The organism is Nocardia sp. NPDC060259 (assembly GCF_042728775.1).
In the GTDB taxonomy this organism is placed as follows: domain Bacteria; phylum Actinomycetota; class Actinomycetes; order Mycobacteriales; family Mycobacteriaceae; genus Nocardia.
In genome coordinates this window covers 15,747-40,314 of the sequence record NZ_JBHXAY010000066.1, presented here as the reverse complement: position 1 = coordinate 40,314, position 24,568 = coordinate 15,747, and the positions used below count along the sequence as shown (strand labels likewise).

The following is a 24,568-nucleotide window of genomic DNA, read 5'->3' as shown; positions in this document are numbered from 1 at the left end:
GGTCTTCATGAATCGCATTTGTGCTCCTCAAATTTGTAGTCGTGTACTACATCTCGGAGACCTGCGTACTTGCAGCAAGTACTTTAAACACGATGCCGAATTCGGTCAACTCCCCTACACAAATTAATTTCCGGGAGTAGGCCGATATATTCACCAATCGACGGGGATTTCGGCAGGCATGATCGCCATTCGGTGTGGATGCCAGGGCACCTGCGCCATCGGCACCGTCAGCCGAATGCCGGGCAGACGGTCGAGCAGGACCCGGAACGCTATGTCGGACTGGCGGCGGACCACCTGCGCGCCGGGACAATGGTGCCGACCGTAACCGAAGCGCAGATGCGGGTTGGGTGTGCGGGCAGGGTCGAAGATCTCGGGATCGGCGAACGCGGCCGGGTCGACGTTGACCGCGTCCAGCGACAGCAACACCAGGTCACCTTCCGCGACGGTCACCGAACCCAGCTCCGCGTCCCGGGTCACGTAGCGCGGGATCGCATTGCCGAGGACGACGCTGCACCGCAGCAACTCCTCCACGCACTGCGGCATAGTCTCCGGCCGGGCACGCACCGCGCCGATCACTTCGGGCCGCTGGAGGAGGTTGAGTGCCGCGACGCCGAGGAAGCTCGCGAAATCCTCGTAGCCGCTGACGAACAGGACCGCGACGATGTTCGCCAGCTGATGGTCCGTCAGCCCGTGCTGCCGGGCGTTGAGATCGGCGAGGCGGTCCGCCAGGCCGCGCGGCTCGCCGGGGCGGCGGGCGGCCATGTGCTCCTGCATGTAAGTGCGGATCTCCGCCCAGTTGCGGGCGAGCTCCTCCGGGGAATACGTCACCATCGTCAGGTCGATATCGGCTCGTTCGGCGAGCAGGCGGTGGTCGGCGAAGGGCAGGCCGAGCAGGCGGCACAGGCACTGCGCGGCGACCCATTCCGCGAAGTGCCGCTGCAGATCGCCCGCAGGACCCTCCCGGACCATGGCGTCGAGGCCCTCCCCGGTGATCTCGGCGACCCAGTCGGCGGGGAGATCGGGCTGGTCGCGGCCGAGGGCGTGGAGCACCTCGTCGCGCAGCCCGGCCTGGTGGAGGTGGTTCATCGCGTCCAGCAGTTCGGGTGCCAGGATCGGGGTGTCCTGCGCCGGACTGTCGGCCTCGGCCAGCACGGAGCGGGCGAACGCGCGGTCCCGCAGCACATGTTTGGTCAGCTCGTAGCCGGTGACCAGCCACGCCTCGCCGCCGGAGTTGGTGCCGACCCTGGCCACGGGGCATCGGCGCTGCAAGTCGGTGAGTTCGGGGGCGAGGCGATCGCCCTTGGTGCTGAACGGATAGCGGTAATCGACGGTCACGGCGTGCGGACCTCTCTCTCGAAGTCGTCGGTGGTTCGTTCGGATCGTTCACCAGCGCACGGGAAGCTGTGCGGGGGCGCGCAGTGGGGTCGCCTCGTCCCAGGGAATCGAATCGACCGGGACCGCGAGCTCGATGCCGGGCAGCCGTTCCAGCAGCACCTGGATCGCGGTGGCGAGCTGTAGCCGCGTCAGGTGTCCGCCGGTGCACGCGTGCGGGCCGTGCCCGAACGCGACGTGTGCGTTGGGCGACCGGGTCAGGTCGAGGCGGTCGGGGTCGGCGAACGCCGCGGGATCGCGGTTGGCCGACGCCGGTACCGGGACGACCGCGTCACCGGCGCGAATGTTCTTGCCGTGCAGCGTGAAGTCCTCCTTCGCGACGAGGATGTTGATGGCGTTCATCAGCGGCACGTACCGCAGCAATTCCTCTACCGCCGTGCCGATCCCGGACGGCTCGTCGCGCAGCCGCCGCAGCGCGCCGGGGTGGGTGAGCAGGGCGAGCAGGGCGTTGCCCGTGTGCTGGATGGTGGTCTTGTAACCGGCCATCAGCATCGTGACGACGAAGCTGACGACATCGTCGCGGGTCAGATCGCTACCGGGAGAACGGCTCTGGGCGAGGAGTAGCCGGATGTAGTCCTCGTCCGCATCCTCCCGCTCCTTGCGGTCGATGAGCGCGGTCGCGTAGTCCTGCAGCGCGGACAGGGCCGCCAGCACCTCGGTCATCGGCACTCCCGACGCGCCGAGGAGCGTGAGGGTGTGCGGTAGATAGATGTCGCGGTCCTCGTGCGGCAGGCCGGTCGTCTCGCACAGCACTCGCAGCGGCAGCGGGTCGACGTAGGAGGCGACGAGATCCGCTGTGCCGTCCACCGACCCCGCCACCATGGTGTCGATCAGGTCCTCCGCCATCGCCCGGATCCGCGGCCCCATGGGCTCCAGCCGCCGTCGGCCGAACAGCGGCAGGACCGCGCGCCGCACGCGCTCGTGGTGCTCGCCGGTCATTTCCAGAAACGTCGGAAGGCACGGTGGCGGCGCGGTATCACCTTCGCGCAGCGGCCAGGCGGACAGCAGCGGACGCTCGAGCCGGGGATCGGCGAACGCGGCGCGCACATCGGCGTACCGGCTGAGCAGCCAGCCCGGCTCGCCGTTGGGCAATCGCGTTCGGACAACCGGCTCTTCGCTGCGCAGCCGGGCGTAGGCGCACGGCGGTCCCGCGGTACCTGGCTCGACGGCCGGGACTCCGGCGAGTGTGTCGACGTCGCTCATCGGCTGGTCACCGACGACTCGGCGGTGGGGCGGGCAAGGTAACCGGAGGTGATCAGGTATTCCAGGTAGCGGTCCAGCAGGACGGAATCGACCGGCGGACAGCGCAGTCCGCTGCCGGACAGTGCCGTCTCGGTGTTGACCCGTCCCAGCACGGGGAACGTGTCCTCGAGGTACATCTCCTTGACGGACATGTCAGCGGTGCGGCTGCGGTCGACGCACAGGGACACGAAAGGGGCTGTCGCGCTGGTCGGATGCTCGGCGACATGGCGTACCAGCTCGTCGACCCACTGCGCGTACGGCAGGGTCCGCAGGACGAAGCCGACGGCACGCATCCGGGCCAGCACGTCCGACAGCATGGCCGGGCGCGGGTTGGTGAGATGGTGGACCCGGCCCTCGGCCGGCCGGTGGGTGGCGATGTAGACCACGGACTCCGCGAGGTGGTCCACCGGCACGAAGTCCATGGGCAGCTCGATCTCGGGGGCGAGCCCGGTCTCGGCGATCGTCTTGAACAGCGAGCAGAGGGCTGTGTCGGTGTTGCACACGCCGTCCGTCCGGTCGCCCATCACCTCGTACGGCCGGTACACCGCGACCGGCAGACCCCGCTGCGCAGCCTGTCGCAGGACGCCCTCGGCGACCCACTTGCTCTCCGCGTAACCCATGGTGAGCCCGTCCGCGTGCGCGAGTGGGAGATCCTCGGCGACTTCGCGGACCCCGGCCGCGCCGAACCCGGCGACCACGGCGACCGTCGAGATGAAATGCACCGGCACCCGCCGCGGTGCCGCGATCCGGACTATCTCCCTGGTACCGCCCACGTTCGCCGCGCGCAACTGCTCATACGGATAGAGGAAGTTGACGTGAGCGCCGTTGTGCACCACCAGATCCAGGGTGCGGGCCAGCTCGTCCGCGTGCGCCTGCGACAGGCCGAGCCGGGGTTCGGTCAGGTCGCCGGGGAAGCACTCCACCCGGCGCCACGCGGCCTCGTCCGGATGCAGTCCGTAGCGGGCGAGCGCCGTGCGGACCCGCTGCTCGGCGCGCGGCCGGTCGGCCGCCCGCACCGGGCAGTGCACGCGCGCCGTCGTCGAGCGCAGCAGCCGGTCCAGCAGGAAGGCGCCGACGAACCCCGAGGCGCCCGTGAGCAGCACCTCCCGCGGGGCGTGCGGGCGCGGGGGCGGGCTCTGCGCGGGCGGGAGGTCGAAGCCGAGTTCGGTCTCCTTCGCGAAGTCGACGACCTGCTCCGTCGCGGCCTTGGCGCCCGTGCGCGCCGCGTCCACGGCAGCCGCGAAGCCCGCCAGGGTGGGTGTGGCCAGCAGCGCCTTGATCAGGCCGGAGCCGCAGGCGGCATCGAGGTTCAGGACGGCGAGGGTGCGGGTGACCGTCTCGGAGGCGAGCAGGGAGTCGCCGCCGAGCAGGAAGAAGTCGTCACGCGGCGCGGGGCGTACGCGCAGCACTCGGTGCCACACCTGGGTGAGGACGCCGAGCAGGCCGTCGGCCGCGGCCTGGTCCGCCGTCCCCGCACCGGCGACAGCCTGCAGGCTCGCGCGATCCACCTTGCCGCCGCTGGTCACCGGCACCTGGTCGAGGGGCACCAGCACCGGGACCGCCTGCGGCGGAAGCCATTGAGCGCAGTACGCGCGCAGCTCCGGCAGGGGCAGCGGGTGGCCCGCTCTGGTGGCGGTGACGTAGGCGGTCAGCGCCCCGTCCGCGGCGTCGACGATGGCCTCGCCGACCGCCGGGTGCGCTCGCAGCCGGGTCTCTACCTCGTCGAGTTCGATGCGCGCGCCGCGCAGCTTCACCTGGCGATCCAGCCGCCCACGAAACTCCAGGAGCCCGCGGTTCCACACGGCCCGATCGCCGGTCCGGTACAGCAGTCCGCCCGGTTCCACCGCGGGCAGCCGCACGAACCGCTCGGCGGTCAGGTGCGGGTCGCCGAGGTAGCCCAGGGCCAGCCCGTCCCCGCCGACATAGAGCTCGCCCTCTTCGCCGGGAGCCGCGACCGAGCCGTCGGCCCGCACGACGTGGCAGGTGGATGCGCCGAAGGGAAGGCCGAGGGGGACGTGCGTGGCCTCCGCGGGCAGCGGGCTCAGGACGTGGGCGGTGGAGACCACCGAATTCTCGGTCGGACCATAGAAGTTGACCACCGTGGTGCCGGGACAGGCCGCCAGCACGGCATTGGCCAGGAGCGGGTCCATCGCCTCGCCGCCGGCCGAGACGAGCCGCAGCCCGGCCGGCGCTTCAGGGTGGGTGCGGGCGAGGAGATGGAAGACACTCGTCGTCAGGTAGGCGATCGTCACGTCCTGCGCGCGGAACAACGCCGCAAGGGCGGTGGGCGAGAGCAGTTCCTCCCGGTCCGCGATGACCAGGCACGCGCCGGTGAGCAGTGCGCCCCAGATCTCGATCGTCGAGGCGTCGGAGGACAAGCCGTAGGCGTGCAGGACCCGGTCGCCCGGTCCGGGCGCGGGCAGCCGGTCATCGGACAGGACGAGCCGGACCACGCCCCGGTGCGGGATGGCCACCGGCTTGGGGCGACCGGTCGTGCCGGAGGTGAACACGACGTAGGCGCAGTCGGTGGCGCAGGCGTGCCGCGGCTGCGGGGAGCCCGTCGTGTCGCCGGTCAGTCCGATGCGCACGCGCAGCCCACGCACCTGGCGAGTGCTGCCGGGGAGGATGACGGCGGCCCGGAGCCCGGTGTCCTCGGCCATGGCCCGCAATCGCGCCGGTGGCAGGTCCTCGTCGAGCGGTACGTACGCGCAGCCCGCCTCCAGGATGCCGAGCAGCGCGACCAGCGCGTCCAGCGAGCGGCGCCCGCACACGCCGACCAGCTCGCCCGGCTCGACGCCCCTGGCTCGCAACCGTGCCGCCAGGGCCTTGGCCTGGGTGGCGAGCTGTCCGTAGGTCAGGCTGCGCTCGCCGTGCCGGGCAGCGGGCGCGTCCGGCCGGGCGGCGGCCTGCGCCTCGAACAACTCCGGTATGAGTGCGTCGCGGGGATAGACCGGTGGGGCAGGCGCCGTGGATGCGGTGCGTGGGCGTGCCGAACCGTCGAAGTGGGTCACCAAGTCCTTCTCCGTTCCTACGGCTTCGGTTGCTCGGTGCGTGCGGTGTGTGGTTTCAGACGGCGTGGGCGTCGCGATCCACGTCGGCGCCGACTTCGGCGAATCCGGCCGCGAAGGCGGCGAAGTCGGCGGTGCGCCAGCGCTGGGGGCGCATGCGGAAGGTGATGTCGTGCGCGAGCTGGTCCGCGGTGGCCGCCAGATACGCGCGCGCCTCGTCGGGGTCCAGGTAGCGCTCGGCCAAACTCGCCCGGACAGCCGGATCGATCGGGTCCTCGACGGCGGTGACGGGGCCCTCGACGCTGACGTACCGGTACGGTCGCCGTTCGTCCTGCACGCACAGGCTGAATCGCCCGGCAGCACGCAGCAACTGGGCCTTGATCGTCTCCCGCCCCGTCTCGACGACGATCTCACCCCCGGGCTCGTAGCCGTACCAGACCGGGACGACCAGTGGGCCACGGTCGCCATTTCTGGGATCGGAGACACTCAGAACGCCGACTCGGGGGGCGGCGAGGAATTGTTCGCGATCGTCACGAGACATTGCGAGCAGCATTCGGCCACGCTCCTGTGATGAGGTGTTCCGGGGGCATCATCTGCAATTCCGACACCGAAAACGCCGAATTCCTGGACCCGTCAGGATGGTCACATTCGTGAAACTACTGAATTCGCTTCATGTGGCGACGATTACAGTACCAGCGTGGCTCGTCCGCATCCAAGACATTCCGGCCAACCGGGCAAGACGCAAATCCCGAATCAGGAGAAATGACCTAGGTAGCGGCCGAGGTGGGCGGCCGCGTCGAGCATGGCGAGGCCCCGGGTGGTGAGGCGTTCGCGCCAGTCGTCCAGTGCTCGGGTCACCGCATCGGTGCCACCCGCGTCGCGGATCTGGGCGACGACGAGGGCGATGCGGTGCAGGGGATAGCCGCCGCGGCGGAGCAGGTGGGCGAGTTCGGCGTCGCGGATGTCGTCGGGGCCGTAGCGGCGGTATCCGGTGGCGGGATCGCGTGGGGGCGTGAGGATTCGAGCGGCTTCCCACTTGCGCAGGGTCGCCGGGGTGACCTCGAGGAGGTGGGCGAGTTCGCCGATGGTGCGGGACTCGCTCGCCTGGGGAGTGATGGTGGTCAGATGGGTGATCGCCTTGCGGACCGTGTCGAGGGTGGCGCGGTCGCGGAGTAGCTGATGGTGACCGGCGTCGATGACGGCCAGCGCGTCGTTTAGTTCGCCGTGATTGACGGCCTGCATGATGCGGCCGCTCGCGGCATGGCCGTAGGCGGGGATCAGGGCGAGATAGGCGCGCAGTGCCGCCGCGTGTACCTCGGTGTAGATCCGGTAGCCGCTCGGTGTGCGCTCGGCGCCGGGGAGGTACCCCGCCTGCTCGTAGTTGCGGACCGCTTGCGTCGAGAGCCCGTGTTCGCGTGCCAGGTCCGAAGGTCGCATCTCTCCCACGGCTTGGAGACTTTACGCCCCTGATCGACTGGTGACCTGGCAGAAGCCTCAATCGAATGTTCAACGATACGATTGAGACACATGAGCCAGGACATCCGAGACTTCGTTCCGCCCACGTGTGAGCTCCTCGCGTTCGGTGAGCCGACGCATCAGGAACCCGCCTTCCCCCTTCTTCGCAATACGCTGTTCGCCCGACTCGTCGAGCTCGGCTTCCGGTCCATCGCCCTGGAATCCGATCGGGTCGCCGCTCTCACCGTCGACGACTACGTCCGGCACGGCATCGGCAGCCTCGACGAGGTGATGCGCACCGGCTTCTCACACTTCGGCGATCTGGCCGCGAACCGGGAACTGGTCGCCTGGATGCGTGACTACAACGCGAGCAGGCCACCGGCCGAGCGTGTGGCCTTCTACGGCTTCGACGCGCCGCTCGACAACACCAGCGCCCCCAGCCCCCGCCGCTATCTCGAGTTCGCCCGCGACTACCTGCGGCTCGAGACGGATATCGCCGATCTGGCAGGCGAGGACGAACGCTGGCATCGCGACGAAGCGATCCTCGACCCGGCGATGTCGCCCGGCGACACCGAGGAAGCGCGACGACTGCAGGCGCTCGCCGACGACTTGCTCAACACGCTCCATGCCCGCGCACCCGAGCTGATCTCCGCGACCTCGGCGGCCGAATGGCGCAGGGCGGCAGTCCATCTCACCGCAGCACTCGGCCTGCTGCGCTACCACCGCCAGTCTGCGCGCCGCGTCGACGAGACCACCCGGATCTCCGGCCTGCTCGCCACCCGCGACGTCCTCATGACCGAGAACATCCGCGATATCCGTGACATCGAAGCCCAGCGCGGCCCCACCCTGCTCTACGGACACAATGTGCACCTGCAGCGCAACCTCAGCACCATGCCGATGGCAGGCATGATCCTGCGGTGGTACGGCGCCGGCGCCATCCTCAGCGCACTGTTCGGCAACCGCTTCACCTTCCTCGCAGGCAGCCTCGGGCCCAGCCCGACCGGTCTTGCCGACAACGAGCCGGCCGAGGCAGGACTCCAGCGCCACTCCATCACGTGGGGCCTGTTCCCTGCCGCCGGCATGACCGCCACTCCTGCCGGCCCGACCTCGGACCGGAGCTATTTCCCGCTCGAGCAGGAGACCATCGACGGCGCCGACGCGATCCTGCATATCGCGCAGAGTGGCGCACTCGTCGCCGGAGACGCGTAAGCGCTGAGCCAAGACCCGAGCGGGCACGTCAGCGGCGTGCCCGCTCGAGCACCTCGTCCTCGGTGAGCGCGCTGTTCGGATGGTGGCTCAGGCACATCGGCACCTGGATCTTCCCGAACCCGGTGCCCTCGGTGGCGGCGTAGAACCGCCCGGCGGGCAGGCGCGAGATATCTTCCACGCGACCACCTTTCGCGCGGGCGAGTTCGGTGGCCGCCTGGATCTGGATCGACGCGTTGAGCAGCCCGATCAGCTGCGTCGCGGCATTGCCGGTGACCAGGTTGTGCAAGGCCTTGGGCGCCTGCGTCGCGTACACCATGCCGAGCCCGTACTTGCGCGCCTGGGTGGCCAGTTTCAGCGTGCTCTCCGACGACGCGGTCGTGCCGCGGGACGGGACGAAGGTCTGCGCTTCGTCGAGGACGAGCAGCCCGCCCAGCGGGCGGTCCCCGGCCGGATTGCGCTTGATCCACGCGAACAGGGCCAGCTGCAGCTGGTTGACGAAAGTCTGGCGCTGCGCGTCGGTGGGCAGGCCGATGCAGCTGATCACCGACACCCTGGCACGTTGTCCGTTCGCCGGGGTGAACAGCAGGCTCGGATCGAGATGCTCACCGGCGCCGCCGAACAGGGGGTCGTTGATCATCGCCGCTTTGAGTTCTTCGGCCATGCTCTGGGCCAGTGTCAGGGCGTTCCTGATGGTGCTCACCCCGTCGGGCAGTGTCGCCAGCAGGGTGACGAATTCGCCGAGGTCGTTGCCGCCGCCGCGGGCGAAGTGGGTCATCGCCTCGGTCAGCACCGCCCGGCCGGTCGCCTCCTTGCGCGGGGTGAGCCCGGTGCGTGGGACGAGACCGGCGATCGAGGCGTCGATGGAGGTACGGAATTCGTCCGGATCCTCGCGCACCACGCTGAAGTCGGGGAGCGGGTTCAAGGCGAGGGGCCTGCCCGCTTCGCGGCGTGGCGTCCAGATCACGACATCGGTGTCGTCGAGGTAGCGCTGTGCCCGGTCGCGATCGCCTGTGCCCCAGGTGCCCGGCGGCGACGGCCAGGCGTCGCCGAGGCGGGCCAGGTCGTTGTTGGTGTCGACCAGGATGGAGGAGACGCCGTGCAGGGCGGCTTCCTCGACGAGGCGGCGCAGCAGCACCGTCTTTCCCGACCCGGAGCCGGCGAAGACCGCGGTGTGCTTGCGCAGGAGCAGCAGGGGGACCCGGAAGTCCTTGCCGCTGAGCGTGTCTCGACCCAGGTACACCGCGGGAGCCTGGTCGTCCGGGAGTTCGGCCCGATCGCCCGATCCTGACGACTCGTCGCTGTCCACCGGATCGGCGGGCACCAGATCGTCGGGGCCTCGATTGCCCGGCGTCAGCTCGCCGGGGGCTGGATCGCCCGGCGTCGGGTCCCCTGCACGGGGATCGCGTGGCACCGGATCGCCGGGGAACGGGCTGCTGGATGGCCCATCGATAGTGGTGGTCTGCCCGCCGTCGGCAGGGGTCGGCAACACCCGGGTGAGCAGTGGCGAATTGCTCGCCGGCCGTCGGTGCTCCAGCCACGACAGGAATCCCGGATGCCCGTCGGCGAACATCGATTCCAGCGCGGAGAAGGTGCGCAGATCGTCCTCGGAGATCGGCACCGCCATTCCGTGTGCGGCCTCGAGTTCCGCCAGCTGCGCGACAGTCACCGGACCACGGGAAAACGGAGTGTTGCGCAACACCACCAGGCGTCGCCGGGAACTGCCCGGGGTGATCCCGGCCTCCAGTACGGCAGAGCGCAGCCGGGTCTGCACCGCGCGCGGGTGGGGATGGGCGATCGCGCGGAAACTCCAGTGTTCCTCGTCCTCGGTGGCCTCGTCGATGGTCCGGCGCAGGCGCGCGTGCAGTGCCGACGTGACGCCGGACGGGGTGTCGACATTCAGGGCGGCGCCCTTGCCGTTCTGCTCGAGCACATAGCTGCGCAGCGCGGCGTACAGCAGCGGGTACATCAGGGTGTCTTCGCGGTCCGGGTCCAGCGGCGCCGCCACATCGGCGTCGGCTCTGGCCCTGGCGAAGCGTTCGTCGAAGGCGGCGAGCTCACTCGATGTGGGAACGACCGGCGCTGCGACCGGATCGGCTGTGGCCGTCACGAACTCGGCCATTTCCGTTACCGTGTTGGCGTCGAGGCACAGGCGCACATGCTCTTCCACCCGCTGCAACAGCCGGCGCGGGGTGAAGCCGGTGACCTCGGCCCGGTCGAACGCGCTCGGCAGTACGGGCCAGGTGGGATAGGGCGGTGCGAAACCGATCTCGCCGTACACCCCACCGAGGTGTCGTTCGACGATCGCTGTGGCAACGGCTGCGCCGGGCATGGCGGTAGACAGTTCGAGCACGGTGAACCGGTCGGCGGTCGAGTTCACCGAGCGGGTCGCCAGCAACTCCCAGGAACGCGGAATGCAGGCCACCACGATCAGGGTGCGGGTGGTCTCCTCACGCATCCGGACCAGCGCGTCGGCGAGCCGGTTGGCCAGCAGATCCGCGTCGGTGTCGGCGGATTGGGCGATCACGGTGTCGATCTGGTCGATCGCCAGCACAACCGGACCGGTGAGGCCGAACAGCCGGGTCAGATCGCCGAACTTCAATTGTGGGTCGCGGTGGCCGCGCCCGAATCCCCACGCGTCCACCTCGGCGGGATCGATGCCCTCGTCCAGGACAAGGAACGCGTGCCCGACATCCCGCGATCGGCCGCGACCGCGATAGAGCACCAACGCACGCAGGGTGTCCGCGCAGTCGACGGCGACCTGTTCGTCGATGGCCGCGATCCGCTCGAGGAACGTGTCGAGGTCGGCGCGGCTGACCTCGAGCATGCCGCACAGGCGCATGCGCAACTCCGGCCCGCAACCGGCCCGGTCGGCCAGCGCGCCCAGCATGGGACGCAGCTGTCCACTTTCGGACCCGAGCAGCCGGGTCACGATGCCGTGCACCGCGCCCGCCCAGAACGACATGCCGTCGACCAGCTTCGGCATGAAGAACCAGCCGTCGCGCTCGTGCACGTGCTGACGCAACCAGCCCAGCATGTGCGTCTTGCCGACCCCCTTCTCGCCGCTGAGAACCAGGCCGGTCGGTGATCCGGTCGGCCGACGCACAGCGTTGTCGACCGCCCTGGTGATCGCCTGGATCGCCCGCGGGTGCAGACCGTCGACGTGATGGTTCAGCGGGCCCCAGATCTGGTCGGGGCTCAGGACGCTGCTGAACTGGATCGACGTGAGAGCGTGGTGGCGCTCGTCGTTCACCGAGGCACCTCGATCATGAGCAGATGTCGGGCTGTGCCTGCGAGCACGACAGCGGCGTCCGCGTCTTCGGCGGTGAGTGTCTTCTGGTCGGCTTCGGACCGGACATGCACGCCTTCACGGCGCGCGAGAAGCCCCAGCGCTCGGTCGAACTCGTCCGCGGGCACACCGTCGAGCCGGTCACGCAGGATCGCCAGCCGGATCGGAGTGCCCTTGCCACGCGACAGCTCGGTGTACGCCGACTCCACCTGCCCGGCGACATTCGGGCGGAAGACATCGGCGAGCGTGTGCCCGGACTCGTCGAGATGGCGGCGGAGGCCCGCGAGCACGGTATAGAGGGTGCCACCCGCTCCACCCGAGCGCGCCGGGCGATCCGCGGCGAGTTCCTCGGTGCACCACACCGCGCCACGATCGGTCAACTCGTGCACGTAGGCCCGGCCGATGCGTGTGCTGTCGACCAGACCGAGGTCGTTGAGCTGCTGGCGCGGCTTGCCGTCGAGCTTGATTCCCGCGACGGCGGAGAGTTCGGCGTTGGTGAGTTCGCGCGCCTCGGCCATCAGCACGAGCAGGACGAAGCGCTGGGTCGCGGTCAATCGGTCGTCGGTCATCGGTGTGCGGCTTCCTTCACAGGGGGTTCGGTGGTTGGTCGAGCACGGTGAATCCCCGTGCCGCGACAGTGATTTCGCGAGTGCGGCCGGTGTCGACGACGACGCCCTCCGCGCGGACGTGTTTTCCGCCCTGATGCGCGGCGAGGGCGACGTGGTATTCCCGCGCGTCGGCCAGACGCACGGTGATCGCTCGGGTGCGGCCGGTCGCGACGCCGTCGACCCGCAGGATGCCGCGGATCCGGACCACCCAGCGGTCGCCGTGCTCGTCGTCGGACAGGCCGATCACGGTGCCTTCGACGGCGCCGACTTCAGTGGGTGGTGGCGCCGCGACCAGTGGGAGCGGGTCGAGCGGGGCGGTGGGAATCGGTTCGCGCTCGACCGTGTGAGGGCTGTCCCGGAGGGCCGGGCCGATTCCGGTGGGAAAGGTCACCGACTCGTCGAGGCGGGGCGCCGATCGTGACCAGCGGAAGTCCAAGGCGAAGGCTGTGTCGTCGCCGTCGCCCGCCAGGTCCGCGAGTGCGCCGACGGTGGCTTGGCCGAGGTTGTGCCGGAGTGGGCCGGCGACAACGGAACTGTCCGCAGAGCGTGCCGCGGCTCGGACGACCGTGGCGGTGTCCAACAGGCGGGCCGCGGTGCGGCGGCCGAGGGACTGTTCGTGATCGGCGGGGATCGCGACCTCGAATCCGAACGGGCCGGTGCACGCTGTGAGCCGGGTGTCCCGCAGCAGCCAGCGCACACGCGTCGGAATCGAATCCGGTGTGCGCCAGGGTGAGTTGGTCACCTCCGCGTAGGCGCTGTGGGTGACGAGATCACGCAGTGCGGTCAGCGCCCGCGCGCCGTCGGCCAGCAGCACGGTCGGATCGGTGTCGTCGGCGCGGCGGTAGGTGACGATGTCGAGGTCGGGTTCGGTGATGTCACGCCAGATCGTGCGCTCCGGGAGTCCCTCGGCGTCGGCGATGCAGCGGATCAGCTCGCGCAGCCGGATCGCGGTGTCGGCCAGGGTGTCCGACGGTGGGACCAGCACGTCGTACTCGTCGCGGCTCCAGACATCGGCGGCCCGCCACCGGCCGGTGACGGTCCAGCCGTGGTCGCGCAGGTAGTCGACGACGTCGGCGATGACGGGTGTGGGCAGGGCCATCGGGTCACCTGCCGGTCAGAACGGGGGTGTCGAGGACGAGCGCGCGCAGGCTCGCCACCGTGAGGACATTGCTGACCGGGACCTTCACCCGGATTCGACCCCGCGGATCGTCTGCCGACAACGGGGCATGGTCGCGCAGCGACAGGTAGTACCCGATGTGGCGCAGCAGCAGGCCCGCTGTGCTGAGGTCGGTGTAACCCTCGGCGCGGGCAGGCACATGGACGACGAACAGGTAGCGCGGCACCTGGAATTCGGGGCCGGCCAGCTTGTCGTATTTCCTGCGATCGAGACCGTCGTAGTTGAGGATTCCGTGGCGGACAACCGGTTTGGCGATCGTCTTGACCTGGACCTCGATCCGCGGCGAGAAGCCGACGGGAGTCCGGCCGGGCATCTTCAGGCTCAGGTCCACACCGTCCAGATCGGCATTGTCCTGCGACCACATCAGCCCCGCGGCCGAGGCGAGCACGCGCACATAGTCTTCACCGAAGTTGCCCTGGTGATTCCCCGTGTCCAACCCGTATCCCCTCGCCGCGACCCCCGGCATCCGCCGTCGACGACGACACTCTAGCCGTTTGCTGGGTGGCCGTTCAGGCTTTCCGCGGGACTCGAGGAAGACTCGAGAGTTGTTGACCGACAGCCGGATCGGCGGACGGTCAACGACGCATGATCAGGTCGCCTGGCTCACCGAGGACATGTGGAAATCCGGGATGCGCAACGGTGGCATGGCAGTGCGGGTGAACCAGTCCTTCCATTCGCGGGGGAGGGTGATCTCGGTGGCGCCTGCCTCGGCGACACGGCGCAGGAGGTCCAGGGGGCTCTCGTTGAAGCGGAAGTTGTTGACCGCGGCGGTGACCCGGCCGTCCTCGACGAGGTAGACGCCGTCGCGGGTCAGTCCGGTCAGCAGGAGGGTGGCTGGGTCGACCTCGCGGATGTACCAGAGGCAGGTCAGCAGGAGGCCGCGTTCGGTGCGGGCGATCATGTCGTCCAGCGAGGCGTCGGAGCCGCCGGTGAGGAGCAGGTTCTCGCCGGGAAGAGTGGCGGGAGCGGCGAATTCGGCGGCGGTGGCGCGAGGGTAGACCAGGGACTCGATCACGCCGGAACCGATCCAGTCGACACGTTGCGCGGACAGGCCGTTGTCGAAGACCGACAGCGACTCCGACGACGACGGGGTCGCCACGAAGGGCCGGTATTCCAGGCCGCTCGCATTCGGATCGGAGGAGAGGGTGAGCGGAATGTCGCTGAGCCGCTCACCGATCCGGGTGCCGCCCGCGCGGGAGAAGGCGGTGTGGCCTTCGTGCGCGCCGCGGCCTTCCATGGTCCAGGCCAGGTAGATCATCAGATCGGCCACGGCCGACGGGGGCAGCAGCGTCTCGTAGCGGCCGGCGGGCAGGTCGACGCGGGTGGCCGACCAGTCCAGTCGCCGGGACAGCTCGGCGAGCAGACCGGGGGTGTCGACGTCGTTGAAATCGGCGGTGCCGACACCCACCCAGGCGCTCGCGAGATCGCTGCCCTCGCCGCGCTTCCCGTTGATCTCCACCGACCCGGTGGGCTGGCTGTACCGGCGGCGGATGCCGGTGGAGGTGCCAAGCCAGGTGGTGTGCAGCTGGTGGTGGGCGAAACCGTAGAGGCGGTCGGTGCCGTCGAAACCGGTCGACAGGTCGCGGGCCAGACCGGCGAACACGTCGATCTCGGTGGCGCCGGGCGCGTGGTCCCAGGTGGCGGTGTCGTCGTGCGTCGGCTCGAGCAGCGGCATCGCGTCACGGGCCGGGGTCGCCGTGCGGGCGGCCTCCTCGCTCGCGCGCACCACCGCCTCGATATCGGCCGGATCGACGCTGGTGGAGCTGATGCTGCCGACCCGTGCCGCGTTCGGGCCGTCACGGAACACCGAGATCACCGCCCAGTCCCGCGACACCGAGGAACCGTTGGTGGTCATCGAATTGCCTGCCCACCGCAGCGACGCCTCGTGCGCGTCGGTGACGATGACGATCGCCTCGTCGGCCTTCGAGGCCGCCAGCGCGCGCTCGACCACCGCGCCCGCGGGAAACACACCGGTTTCGCTCAGCTCGCTCACTGCCCGCCCTCCGTCCGGGTGTTGAGAATAGTGACCCCGCGCACCAGCACCGACGGGCAGCCGTGACTCACCGCCGCCACCTGTCCGGGCTGCGCTTTACCGCAGTTGAACGCCCCGCCGAGCTGCCAGGTGCTCGGCCCGCCGAGCGCTTCCATCGCACCCCAGAAGTCGGTGGTCGTCGCCTGGTAGGCGACATCGCGCAGCTGACCGTCCAGCTCCCCGTTGCGGATACGGAAGAACCGCTGGCCGGTGAACTGGAAATTGTAGCGCTGCATATCGATCGACCACGACTTGTCACCGACGATGTAGATGCCGTTCTCGACCCGCGAGATCAGCTCGGCGGTCGTGGTGTCGCGCTCCGGATCCGGTTGCAGCGACACATTCGCCATCCGCTGGATCGGCACATGATGCGGGGAATCGGCATACGAGCAGCCGTTGGAACGGTCGAGCCCGAGCCGCGGGGCGAACACGCGGTCGAGCTGGTAGCCGACCAGGATGCCGTCGCGCACCAGATCCCACTGCTGGCCCGCCACCCCCTCGTCGTCGTAGCCGACGGTGGCCAGGCCGTTGACCTGGGTGCGGTCACCGGTGACATGCATGATCGGCGTGCCGTAGCGCAGCGTGCCCAGCTTGTCGGGAGTGGCGAACGAGGTACCCGCGTAGGCCGATTCGTAGCCGATCGCCCGGTCGTATTCGGTGGCGTGACCGATGGATTCGTGAATGGTCAGCCACAGGTTGGTCGGGTCGATCACCAGATCGGCCGGACCGGCGACGACGGTGGGCGCCTTCACCTTCTCGGCCAGCCAGCTGGGGATCTGCGCGAGTTCGCCTGCCCAGTCCCAGGTTCCGTCGGCGCCGGTGACGTATTCCCAGCCGCGGCCCGCCGGTGCGGCCAGGGTGCGCATGGTCTCGAACACGCCGGACGCGGAGTCGACGGTGATCGCCTCCAGCTGCGGATGCAACCGCACCCGCTGCTGGGTGATCGAGGACCCCGCCGTGTCGGCGTAGAAGACCTGCTCCTTGACCTGCAGGATCGACGCGGTGACATGGTCGACACCGTCGGCCGCCGAGAGCCGTTCCGAATAGTCCTGCAGCAGTGCCACTTTGTCGGTCGTCGGCACCGCGAACGGGTCGAGGTCGTAGGCCGACACCCACGACACATCCTCGTAGCGCGGCTCGTCTGCCAGCTCCACCCGCTCGCGGTTGAGCGCGCGCAAGGTCGTCGCGACGGTGACCGCGCGCCGCGCCACCTCGGCGGCGATATCGGGGGTGAGCGCGGCATGGGAGGCGAAACCCCAGGTGCCGTCGACGATCACGCGCACGGCCAGACCCAGTTCGGTCGAGTCGGTGACGGCCTCCACGCGCCCGTCGCGCAGGCGGATCGACTGCGTCACCAACCGCTGCACCCGCAGATCGGCATGCTCGGCGCCAGCCGCACGGGCCGCCGACAGCGCGGCCTCGGCCAGCGCGCGCAACCCGAGCGCAAGGAACTCCTCGTCCACTTCTCTGGAAGTCGCGGTAGTCACCCCGCCTACGCTAGCCGGTGGCACCGACACGCGGGACCCGTGCGCAGGATTGCCCGCGCGAAATCCCGGTTCCGGCAGCGACAACCGTGACGCGCTGATCCCGGTCCTCCCGCGGCGCACAGCCCGGATGCCGTAGGGTGCCCGCCGTGCCGCCATCCGCCCTCCGCGATCGAAAAAGGGAACGAACCCGTCGTGCGATTCTCGTGGCCGCCGTCGAATTGTTCGAGGCCAGAGGCTATGAGGAAACGACAGTGGCCGATATCGCGGCCGAGGCCGAGGTCGGCACCCGGACCTTCTTCAACTACTTCGCCAGCAAGGAAGAACTGCTCTTCCCCGAACCCGACGAACGGGTGCGCGCCGCCGTCGCCGCCATCGCGACCAGGCGGCCGGGGGAGCGTCCGGTGGAGGTGCTGCTGCGGGCGCTGCGCGCCGCGGGCGACAACCCCGGCGAGCATCTGGTGGACGATCTGAACTCCCGCGTCGCCGCGTTGCGCGCGCGGGTCTCGCGGACCGTACCCGCGGTGAGCGGGCGCGCCGCGCACGCCCAGCTCGTCGCCCAGCGCGAGATCGCCAGGCAACTGCACATCGCGTTCCCGCACGAACTCGACGAGGTCGGCGCCGCGGCACTGGTCGGCGCGGTCGTCGGCGCGGTGTCGGGTGCGCTGACGGTGCTGTTCCAGCAGCCACAGCACAGCATCGACGACGGTGAACGCCTGCACCGCAAGATCCACGAGACCACCTCGCGGGTGCTGCAGCCCTGGCTCGCCGCCTCGGCACCGGCCGAACCGGCGCGCTAACCGAACTGCTGCCAGCCCAACCGGATCACCATCACGACCACGACCACGAGCAACACGATCCGCACGAACCCCGCGCCCTTGGCCAGCGCCATCCGCGAGCCGACCAGCGCGCCCGCCACATTCGCGACCGCCATGCCGGCGCCGAGTCCCCACAGGATGTGCCCGGTCGCGCCGAGGAACAGCAGCGCGCCCACATTCGACCCGCAGTTGATCACCTTCGCCATGGCGGCCGCGCGCACGAACTCCGTGCCGAGCAGCGTCGCGAACGTGATGATCAGGAACGTGCCGGTGCCGGGACCGAGCAAGCCGTCATAGAGGCCGATCAGGCCGGCGGCCAGCGCCACCACCAGGATCACCTTGCGCCGGGTCGGCGGATGGGTGGCCATCGTCATGCCGACCGACGGGCGCACCGTCACGAACACCGCCACCGCGACCAGCACGACCATCACCAGCGGGATGAACAGGTCGCGGTCGATCAGCGACACCGCCGCGGCGCCACACGCCGAGGTCACCGCCGCGATCATCGCGCCGGGGATCAGCACATTCCACTGCATCGGCACCCGGCGCGCGAAGGTCACCACCGCCGTCGCGGTGCCCGACAGCGCGGCCAGCTTGTTCGTGCCGAGCGCCGTCTGCGGGGCGATGCCCGGCGCCACCAGGAACAGGGTCGGCAGGATGATCAATCCGCCACCGCCGACCACCGCGTCGACCCAGCCCGCCGCGGTAGCGGCCACCAGCAGGACCGTCCAGTCTCCTAGTTGCACGCGTCCAGGCAATCAAGATCGCGCGCGGAAAGCCAACCCGGCCCACGTCCGGGCACGGTTTCACCACCGGCGACGACTAGGCTTGGCCGGTGCGCCGGTTCAGCTTGTGGCTCCGCGGCCGACCCATCGTCGCCGATTCCCTCCTCGCGGCCTGCCTGATGGTGCTGGACGCGCTCGGCGTCGGCAACGAACACCACAAGGCCTCCTACCTGTTGTTTTCGGTACTGCTGCCGTTGCCGCTGATCCTGCGCCGGATCTATCCGCGGGCGATGGCCGCGGCGATGTTCGGGCTCTCGGTGCTGTGCACGCTGGTGGGGTATCTGGTCGGTGACGACACCTCGGGGCACGTCGCGCTGATCGGGCTCGGGGTGATGCTCTACACCCTGGTCGCCTACGTCGGCAGGCGGGACGGGCTGATCTACCTCGTCTGTCTTGCCGTCGATCTGGGGCTCTCGCTGGCGATCCTGAGTGAACCGGTCGGTGGTGACATCGCGCTCGTCTTCGTGATCTACGCGCTGTGCTGGACACTGGCCGAGTTCAACGGCGCCCGCCACGCCTACGACGCCGAGGTCGCCGCGCGGCTGGCCGTCGCCGACTACGACAAGGAACGCCGTGCCCACGAGGCCGTCGCCGCCGAACGCACCCGCATCGCCCGGGAGCTGCACGACGTGGTCGCGCACGCGGTGAGCGTCATCATCGTGCAGGCCGACGGCGCGAAATACGCCCTGCGCCAGGACCCGGACACCGCCGAGCGCGCCATGGCGACCATCGCGGGCACCGGCCGCGAGGCGCTGCGCGAACTGCGCCGCACCGTCGCGCTGCTGCGCACCGAACACGCACCGGAACTGCTCCCGCAGCACGGCAGCGCCGGGATCGCGCGGCTGGCCGAGATGATGCGCGACGCGGGCCTGGCCGTCGACCTCGAACTGACCGGGGAACTCGACGACATCACGCCCGAGGTGAGCCTGGGCGTGCACCGCATCGTGCAGGAGTCGCTGACCAACACGCTGCGGCACGCGGGGTCGAGCCCGAAGGCGACGGTCCGGGTGCACCGCCGCGAGGACGACATCCTGATCGAGGTCACCGACAGCGGCGGATTCCCCGTGCAGGAACCCGATATCCCCGGCACCGGTATGGGCCTGGTCGGCATGCGCGAACGGGTCGCCGTGCTCGGCGGAACACTGTCCGCCGGCCGGACCGAGGACGGTCGCTGGCGGGTGCGGGCCACCCTCCCGCTGCGCGCCGAAACCGATTGATTCGCCCGCTAAGGTTGGGAAATGCCGATCAGCGTGCTCGTGGTGGACGATCAGGAACTCATGCGGATGGGCCTGAAGATGGTGCTCGGGGCGCACCCCGACATCGAGGTCGTCGGTGAGGCGGGCAACGGGGACGAAGCGGTGCGGCGCGCGACCGAACTGCGGCCCGACGTGGTGCTGATGGACGTGCGCATGCCGGTCGTCGACGGCGTCACCGCCACCGGCCGGATCGTCGCCGCGGGCGGCGGCATCCGCGTGCTCGTGATGACCACCTTCGACCTCGACGAACACGCCCTCGGCGCGCTGCGCGCCGGCGCGAGCGGATTCCTGCTCAAGGACACCCCGCCCGAGGACCTCGTCTCCGCCATCCGCAGCGTCGCCGCGGGTGACGCCGTGGTCTCCCCGAAGGTCACCAAGCGCCTGCTCGACCGGCTCGTCGCCGAGGACCCGGCCGGTCTGCGCGATCCGGGTGTGCTCGACGTACTCACCGCCCGCGAACGCGAGGTACTCGAGCAGATCGCCGCGGGCCGCTCCAACGCCGAGATCGCCGCTGCCCTGTTCCTGTCGGAGGCGACGGTGAAGACGCATGTCGGCCGGGTGCTCACCAAACTCGGGCTGCGCGACCGGGTGCAGGCGGTGGTGCTGGCCTACGAGACCGGGCTGGTCCGCCCGGGTGGCTGAGGCGGTCGGGAGAAAAATCGGCCGCTCGCGCGTTGGACAGGTAGATCGTCCGAAAGGATCGCCCATGACCGCCCTGCTGTTCGTGCTGTACCTCGTCGTCGAGATCGCCGCCTTCGCCGGCCTCGCCCAGCTGATCGGCGCGAGCTGGGCGCTGCTCGCGTTGATCGCCGTGTCCGGCGTCGGCTTGCTGCTGCTCGGCGCGCAGGGCAGGCGGGTATTCGACCGGTTCCGCCGGGCCGCGCGCGGTGAGGTCACCGCGGAGAGCGCGGTCGCGGACGGCCTGCTCGTCGCGACCGGCTCGGTGCTGCTGTTCGTGCCGGGTCTGGTCACCGGTGTGATCGGGCTGCTGGCGCTGTTCCCGCCGACCAGGGCGCTGCTGCGGCCGGTGCTGGAGAAGCTCGGCACCCGGCGCTTCGGCCCGCTGCCGTCGTTCGCGCCCTCGCCGTATCGCGGGATGGTGGTCGACGCCGACAGCGGTGACGTGGTCGACGGCGTCGTCGTCGGGCAGTGGTACGACGACGGACACGCCACCGGACCGCGCGCGCTCGGGACCGCGCGCGCCGATGACGCCACCCCGTGGCGGTGAACGGTCTACAGTGTGCCGATGGCCACCGAGCAGATCACCGTCACGGTGAGCGCGGAACTGGCCGACGCGGTACGTAGGGCGAGTACCGCTGCCGGACAGTCCATGTCGGATTTCACGGTCGCCGCGTGGCGACTCGAGCTGATCGCCGTCGACACCGGCGGGCACACTCCCGCCGGGCTACGCGACGCCGATGTCCGCGCCGTCCTGTCCCTCCCGACCTGACGATCCGCCGATACGGCAGACTGGGTGACCGTGAGTACCCAGTTGCTGATCGGCGGTCGTTTCTACAGTTCCAGCTCCCCGGACGCGACCGCGATGGCGGTTACCGACGGCACCGTGGTGTGGCTCGGGGCCGAAGCACCCGGCCGGGCGATGCACCCCGGCGCGGAGATCGTCGACCTCGACGGCGCTTTCGTCGCGCCCGCGTTCGTCGACCCGCACGTGCACGTCACCGCCCTTGGCCTGCAACTGACCGGACTCGACGTCAGCGGCACCGCGTCGCTGGCCGACCTGCTCGCCGCGCTGCGTGCGCACGCGGGCGCGCAGCCCGACGGGGTCATCATCGGCGAGGGCTGGGACGACACCGCGTGGCCCGAACAGCGGCCGCCGAGCGTCGCCGAACTCGACGAGGCGGCCGGTCCGGGCAGGCTCGTCTACCTCGCGCGCGTCGACGCGCACTCGGCCGTCGCCTCCTCGGCGCTGCTCGACGCGGCCGGGGAACTCGGCGACGGCTACCGCCGCGGCGAACCGCTGCGCGCCGACGCCCACCACCGGGTGCGGTCCGTCGCGCTCGCGGAACTCGGTCGCGCAGACCGTGATCGGGCCCGCGCCGCCGCCCTCGACGCGGCCGCCGCGCACGGCATCGTCGCCGTCCACGAATGCGCGGGCCCCGACATCTCCGGCCGCGACGACATCCGCGAACTCCTCGCCTTCGAGCACGGTGTCGAGGTGCGCGCCTACTGGGGCGAAGCCGTGCGCACCGCCGGCGAAGCCCGCGCGCTGATCGACGAACTCGGCGTGGCCGCCCTCGGCGGTGACCTGTTCGTCGACGGCTCGCTCGGTTCGCACACCGCGCTGCTGCGCGAGCCCTATGCCGACGCGAGCGGCTGCGGCAAGAACTTCCTCGACGCCGAGACCGTCACCGCGCATATCCGCGCCTGCACCGAAGCCGGTGTCCAGGCAGGCTTCCACGCGATCGGTGACGCCGCCATGGACATCGTGGTCGCCGGATTCGCCGCGGTCGCCGCCGAACTCGGCGGACCGGCGATCGCCGCGCGCGGGCACCGGGTCGAGCACGCCGAGATGACCGACGCCGCCGCGATCGAGCAGCTCGCCGCCCTCGGCGTGCTCCTGTCCGTGCAGCCCGGATTCGACGCCGCCTGGGGCGGACCCGACGGCATGTACGCGACCCGCCTCGGCGCCGAGCGCGCCGCGGGCTTGAACCCGTTCTCGGCCATGGCCGCCGCGGGCATCTCCCTGGCCATCGGCTCGGACGCGCCGGTCACGTCGCTGAACCCGTGGCAGCAGGTGCGGGCCGCGGTCCACCACCGGACACCCGGCCACGGCCTGTCGCCGCGCGCCGCCTTCGCGGCGGCCACCCGTGGCGCCTGGCGCGCGGGCGGCGTGCGTGACGGTGTCGCGGGCACGCTGGTGCCGGGCGCGCCCGCCTCGTATGCCGTGTGGGACGCCGGTGACCTCGTCGTCGCGGCGGCCGCCGACACGGTGCAGCGCTGGTCCACCGACCCGCGCTCGCGGGTGCCCGGCCTTCCGCGCCTCGAACCTGGCGCCGACCTGCCGACCTGCCTGCGCACCGTGCACAACGGCACCACGATCTACACCGCCTGACCACGACGTACCGGCACCGAATCACGGAACAGGACACGATGATCCACCCCGCCACCGAACCAGGGCCCGACGCCGTGACCGGCGACGCGGCCACGCCCGAGACCTCGGCGGCCGGTCGCGGGTACGGCGTGCTGCTGCGGATGCTCGCGGCCACCGCGGGCGGACTGCTGCTGTTCGGCAGTTTCCCGCCCCGGCCGTGGTGGTTCCTGGCTCCGGTCGCCATCGCTTTGCTGACTGTCGCGGTGCGTGGGCCCGGCACGCTGCGCGCCGGATTCGGCTACGGCTTTCTCGGCGGCCTGGCGTTCTTCGTGCCGCTGCTGCCGTGGACGGGCATCTATGTCGGACCACTGCCCTGGCTGGCGCTCTCGACGACCTGCGCGGTCTTCATCGGCCTCTGGGGCGTGCTCGCCCGGTGGCTGAGCGCGCTGCCCGGCTGGCCGTTCTGGCTCGCGATCGCCTGGACGGCGACCGAGTGGGTGCGGTCGAGCTTCCCCTTCGGTGGATTCCCGTGGGGCCGTATCGCTTTCGGTCAGGCCGACGGCTGGTATCTGCCGCTGGCCGCCTATGGCGGCGCCCCGCTGATCGGGTTCGCCGTCGCCCTGACCGGCACCGGCCTCGCCGCGCTCGCCCTGCGCGTTCTCGCGTGGGCGCGCATGCCGGCGCCGCGCGTGACCGGCCGGGCCACGCGGATCGGATTTGCCACGGCGGCAGTCACTGTGGCTATCATGCCCCTCGCCGGAGTGATCCTCCGGCCGACGCTGCCCGCCCCGGATGAAGGCCACCGGTCGATCACGGTTGCCGCGATCCAGGGCAGCGTGCCGCGGCTGGGCCTCGAGTTCAACGCCCAGCGCCGCGCCGTGCTGGACAACCACGTCCGGCGCACCGAGGAGCTCGCCGCCGCCGTCGATCGAGGGGAAGCGGTCCGGCCCGATGTCGTCATCTGGCCGGAGAACTCCTCCGATATCGACCCACTGCGCAACGCCGACGCCGCCGCCGAGATCACCGAGGCCTCGCAGCGGATCGGCGCGCCGATCCTGGTGGGCGCAGTCCTGGTGAACGGTGACCGCACGACCACCAACTCGGTGATGGTGTGGAACGGCGCGGCAGGACCGCAAGACCGGCACGACAAGAAAATCATCCAGCCTTTCGGCGAATACCTGCCGATGCGTAGTTTCTTCCGCTTGTTCTCGTCGTATGCCGACCAAGCCGGACATTTCGTGCCGGGCAACGGTGACGGTTCGGTCACGGCGGCCGGCGTGCGGATCGGCGTGGCGACCTGTTACGAGGTGGCCTTCGATCGCGCATTCCGGCAATCGATGGCCGCAGGCGCGGAACTGCTGGCCGTGCCGACCAACAACGCCACCTTCGGCGAGAGCGAGATGACCTACCAGCAACTCGCCATGTCCAGGGTGCGGGCAGTGGAACACGGCCGGGCGCTGGTGGTGGCGGCGACCACCGGGGTCAGCGCGATCATCACCGCGGACGGTGCGATCGCACAGCAGAGCGCGCAACTCGCACCCGCCGCGCTCGTTGCCCAGCTACCATTGCGCGACACGACGACGATCGCGACGCGAATCGGCGCGGCGCCAGAACTGGTGTCCGTTATTCTGACCGCGATCGGCGTGGCGCTGATGTTTTTCCGGCGCCGGCGCGCGAATCAGGCGCAGGCTATGCGGAACTCGCAGAATTCTGAATAAGCGGTTTGTTTTAACCCGGGGGAGGCGGCCGACTGTGACCGCTCAG

The 24,568-nt window shown here is 70.2% G+C and carries 20 protein-coding genes; 8 read left to right on the top strand and 12 right to left on the bottom strand.

Translation table 11 applies throughout. The features are described 5' to 3' along the window. Positions 1 to 150: 150 nt before the first annotated feature. From ACFWF2_RS22440 to ACFWF2_RS22420, 5 genes are all read right to left on the bottom strand, one after another. On the bottom strand, positions 151 to 1,335 hold the full coding sequence (locus tag ACFWF2_RS22440) for a cytochrome P450 (RefSeq protein ID WP_379309389.1): 1,185 nt from the start codon (positions 1,333 to 1,335) through the stop codon (positions 151 to 153). A gap of 48 nt (positions 1,336 to 1,383) precedes the next feature. Next, positions 1,384 to 2,595, bottom strand: a complete 1,212-nt coding sequence (locus ACFWF2_RS22435; protein ID WP_379309388.1) for a cytochrome P450 — start codon at positions 2,593 to 2,595, stop codon at positions 1,384 to 1,386. Further along, a complete protein-coding gene (locus tag ACFWF2_RS22430; protein WP_379309387.1) occupies positions 2,592 to 5,645 on the bottom strand; it encodes an amino acid adenylation domain-containing protein in 3,054 nt (1,017 codons plus the stop codon). Before ACFWF2_RS22430 ends, ACFWF2_RS22435 begins: the two co-directional genes overlap by 4 nt. A 55-nt stretch (positions 5,646 to 5,700) precedes the next feature. Beyond that, complete coding sequence (locus tag ACFWF2_RS22425; RefSeq protein ID WP_379309386.1) at positions 5,701 to 6,183, bottom strand: pyridoxamine 5'-phosphate oxidase family protein; 483 nt, start codon at positions 6,181 to 6,183, stop codon at positions 5,701 to 5,703. 212 nt (positions 6,184 to 6,395) lie between these two features. Further along, positions 6,396 to 7,079, bottom strand: coding sequence for a TioE family transcriptional regulator (locus ACFWF2_RS22420; protein WP_379309385.1), 684 nt, complete (start codon positions 7,077 to 7,079; stop codon positions 6,396 to 6,398). A 90-nt stretch (positions 7,080 to 7,169) separates the two neighbouring features. Between ACFWF2_RS22420 and ACFWF2_RS22415 the strand changes: the two genes are divergently transcribed. Continuing rightward, positions 7,170 to 8,306 carry an erythromycin esterase family protein gene (locus ACFWF2_RS22415; protein WP_379309384.1) on the top strand — a complete coding sequence of 379 codons (1,137 nt, stop codon included), beginning with the start codon at positions 7,170 to 7,172 and terminating at the stop codon, positions 8,304 to 8,306. Positions 8,307 to 8,334: 28 nt separating this feature from the next. On the opposite strand, the gene ACFWF2_RS22410 is transcribed toward ACFWF2_RS22415, so the two are convergent. The 6 genes from ACFWF2_RS22410 to ACFWF2_RS22385 form a co-directional block, all read right to left on the bottom strand. Further along, the gene (locus ACFWF2_RS22410; RefSeq protein ID WP_379309383.1) at positions 8,335 to 11,556 is read right to left on the bottom strand and encodes an AAA family ATPase; all 3,222 of its coding nucleotides are present in this window, start codon (positions 11,554 to 11,556) and stop codon (positions 8,335 to 8,337) included. Further along, on the bottom strand, positions 11,553 to 12,161 hold the full coding sequence (locus ACFWF2_RS22405) for a hypothetical protein (RefSeq protein ID WP_379309382.1): 609 nt from the start codon (positions 12,159 to 12,161) through the stop codon (positions 11,553 to 11,555). The genes ACFWF2_RS22410 and ACFWF2_RS22405 overlap by 4 nt, the downstream gene beginning before the upstream one ends. A gap of 16 nt (positions 12,162 to 12,177) precedes the next feature. Further along, entirely contained in the window at positions 12,178 to 13,299 is a 1,122-nt protein-coding gene (locus tag ACFWF2_RS22400; protein ID WP_379309381.1) for a hypothetical protein, read from the bottom strand. A 4-nt stretch (positions 13,300 to 13,303) separates the two neighbouring features. Next, positions 13,304 to 13,813 (bottom strand): DUF4365 domain-containing protein, encoded by a 510-nt coding sequence (locus ACFWF2_RS22395; protein ID WP_379309380.1) that lies wholly within the window; start codon positions 13,811 to 13,813, stop codon positions 13,304 to 13,306. Positions 13,814 to 13,966: 153 nt separating this feature from the next. Then, on the bottom strand, positions 13,967 to 15,346 hold the full coding sequence (locus ACFWF2_RS22390) for a metallopeptidase TldD-related protein (RefSeq protein WP_379309391.1): 1,380 nt from the start codon (positions 15,344 to 15,346) through the stop codon (positions 13,967 to 13,969). A 20-nt stretch (positions 15,347 to 15,366) separates the two neighbouring features. Next, complete coding sequence (locus tag ACFWF2_RS22385; RefSeq protein ID WP_379309379.1) at positions 15,367 to 16,896, bottom strand: TldD/PmbA family protein; 1,530 nt, start codon at positions 16,894 to 16,896, stop codon at positions 15,367 to 15,369. A 146-nt stretch (positions 16,897 to 17,042) separates the two neighbouring features. Here ACFWF2_RS22385 and ACFWF2_RS22380 point away from each other — a divergent pair, with 146 nt between their 5' ends. Then, a complete protein-coding gene (locus ACFWF2_RS22380) occupies positions 17,043 to 17,693 on the top strand; it encodes a helix-turn-helix domain-containing protein (protein WP_379309378.1) in 651 nt (216 codons plus the stop codon). Here ACFWF2_RS22380 and ACFWF2_RS22375 read toward each other — a convergent pair. Beyond that, complete coding sequence (locus ACFWF2_RS22375; protein WP_379309377.1) at positions 17,690 to 18,457, bottom strand: TSUP family transporter; 768 nt, start codon at positions 18,455 to 18,457, stop codon at positions 17,690 to 17,692. The genes ACFWF2_RS22380 and ACFWF2_RS22375 overlap by 4 nt on opposite strands. An 89-nt stretch (positions 18,458 to 18,546) precedes the next feature. Between ACFWF2_RS22375 and ACFWF2_RS22370 the strand changes: the two genes are divergently transcribed. The 6 genes from ACFWF2_RS22370 to lnt all read left to right on the top strand — a co-directional run bounded on the left by ACFWF2_RS22370 (position 18,547) and on the right by lnt (position 24,522). Then, a complete protein-coding gene (locus ACFWF2_RS22370; RefSeq protein WP_379309376.1) occupies positions 18,547 to 19,713 on the top strand; it encodes a sensor histidine kinase in 1,167 nt (388 codons plus the stop codon). A 21-nt stretch (positions 19,714 to 19,734) separates the two neighbouring features. Further along, complete coding sequence (locus ACFWF2_RS22365) at positions 19,735 to 20,394, top strand: response regulator (protein ID WP_379309375.1); 660 nt, start codon at positions 19,735 to 19,737, stop codon at positions 20,392 to 20,394. A 64-nt stretch (positions 20,395 to 20,458) separates the two neighbouring features. Continuing rightward, positions 20,459 to 20,980: an FxsA family protein gene (locus ACFWF2_RS22360; protein WP_379309374.1), complete on the top strand. Its 522-nt coding sequence runs from the start codon at positions 20,459 to 20,461 to the stop codon at positions 20,978 to 20,980. 18 nt (positions 20,981 to 20,998) lie between these two features. Next, positions 20,999 to 21,202, top strand: coding sequence for a hypothetical protein (locus tag ACFWF2_RS22355; protein WP_229739464.1), 204 nt, complete (start codon positions 20,999 to 21,001; stop codon positions 21,200 to 21,202). Positions 21,203 to 21,232: 30 nt separating this feature from the next. Then, a complete protein-coding gene (locus tag ACFWF2_RS22350) occupies positions 21,233 to 22,825 on the top strand; it encodes an amidohydrolase (protein WP_379309373.1) in 1,593 nt (530 codons plus the stop codon). A gap of 38 nt (positions 22,826 to 22,863) precedes the next feature. Continuing rightward, positions 22,864 to 24,522, top strand: coding sequence for an apolipoprotein N-acyltransferase (gene lnt, locus ACFWF2_RS22345; RefSeq protein WP_379309372.1), 1,659 nt, complete (start codon positions 22,864 to 22,866; stop codon positions 24,520 to 24,522). Positions 24,523 to 24,568 lie beyond the last annotated feature (46 nt).

What these genes read in the sequence shown, in the direction of transcription:
- ACFWF2_RS22405 (WP_379309382.1), bottom strand. Translation starts at nt 12,161, where the DNA reads ATGACCGACGACCGATTGACCGCGACCCAGCGCTTCGTCCTGCTCGTG.
- ACFWF2_RS22425 (WP_379309386.1), bottom strand. Translation starts at nt 6,183, where the DNA reads ATGTCTCGTGACGATCGCGAACAATTCCTCGCCGCCCCCCGAGTCGGC.
- lnt (WP_379309372.1), top strand. Translation starts at nt 22,864, where the DNA reads ATGATCCACCCCGCCACCGAACCAGGGCCCGACGCCGTGACCGGCGAC.
- ACFWF2_RS22355 (WP_229739464.1), top strand. Translation starts at nt 20,999, where the DNA reads ATGGCCACCGAGCAGATCACCGTCACGGTGAGCGCGGAACTGGCCGAC.
- ACFWF2_RS22415 (WP_379309384.1), top strand. Translation starts at nt 7,170, where the DNA reads ATGAGCCAGGACATCCGAGACTTCGTTCCGCCCACGTGTGAGCTCCTC.
- ACFWF2_RS22365 (WP_379309375.1), top strand. Translation starts at nt 19,735, where the DNA reads ATGCCGATCAGCGTGCTCGTGGTGGACGATCAGGAACTCATGCGGATG.
- ACFWF2_RS22420 (WP_379309385.1), bottom strand. Translation starts at nt 7,079, where the DNA reads ATGCGACCTTCGGACCTGGCACGCGAACACGGGCTCTCGACGCAAGCG.
- ACFWF2_RS22400 (WP_379309381.1), bottom strand. Translation starts at nt 13,299, where the DNA reads ATGGCCCTGCCCACACCCGTCATCGCCGACGTCGTCGACTACCTGCGC.
- ACFWF2_RS22360 (WP_379309374.1), top strand. Translation starts at nt 20,459, where the DNA reads ATGACCGCCCTGCTGTTCGTGCTGTACCTCGTCGTCGAGATCGCCGCC.
- ACFWF2_RS22435 (WP_379309388.1), bottom strand. Translation starts at nt 2,595, where the DNA reads ATGAGCGACGTCGACACACTCGCCGGAGTCCCGGCCGTCGAGCCAGGT.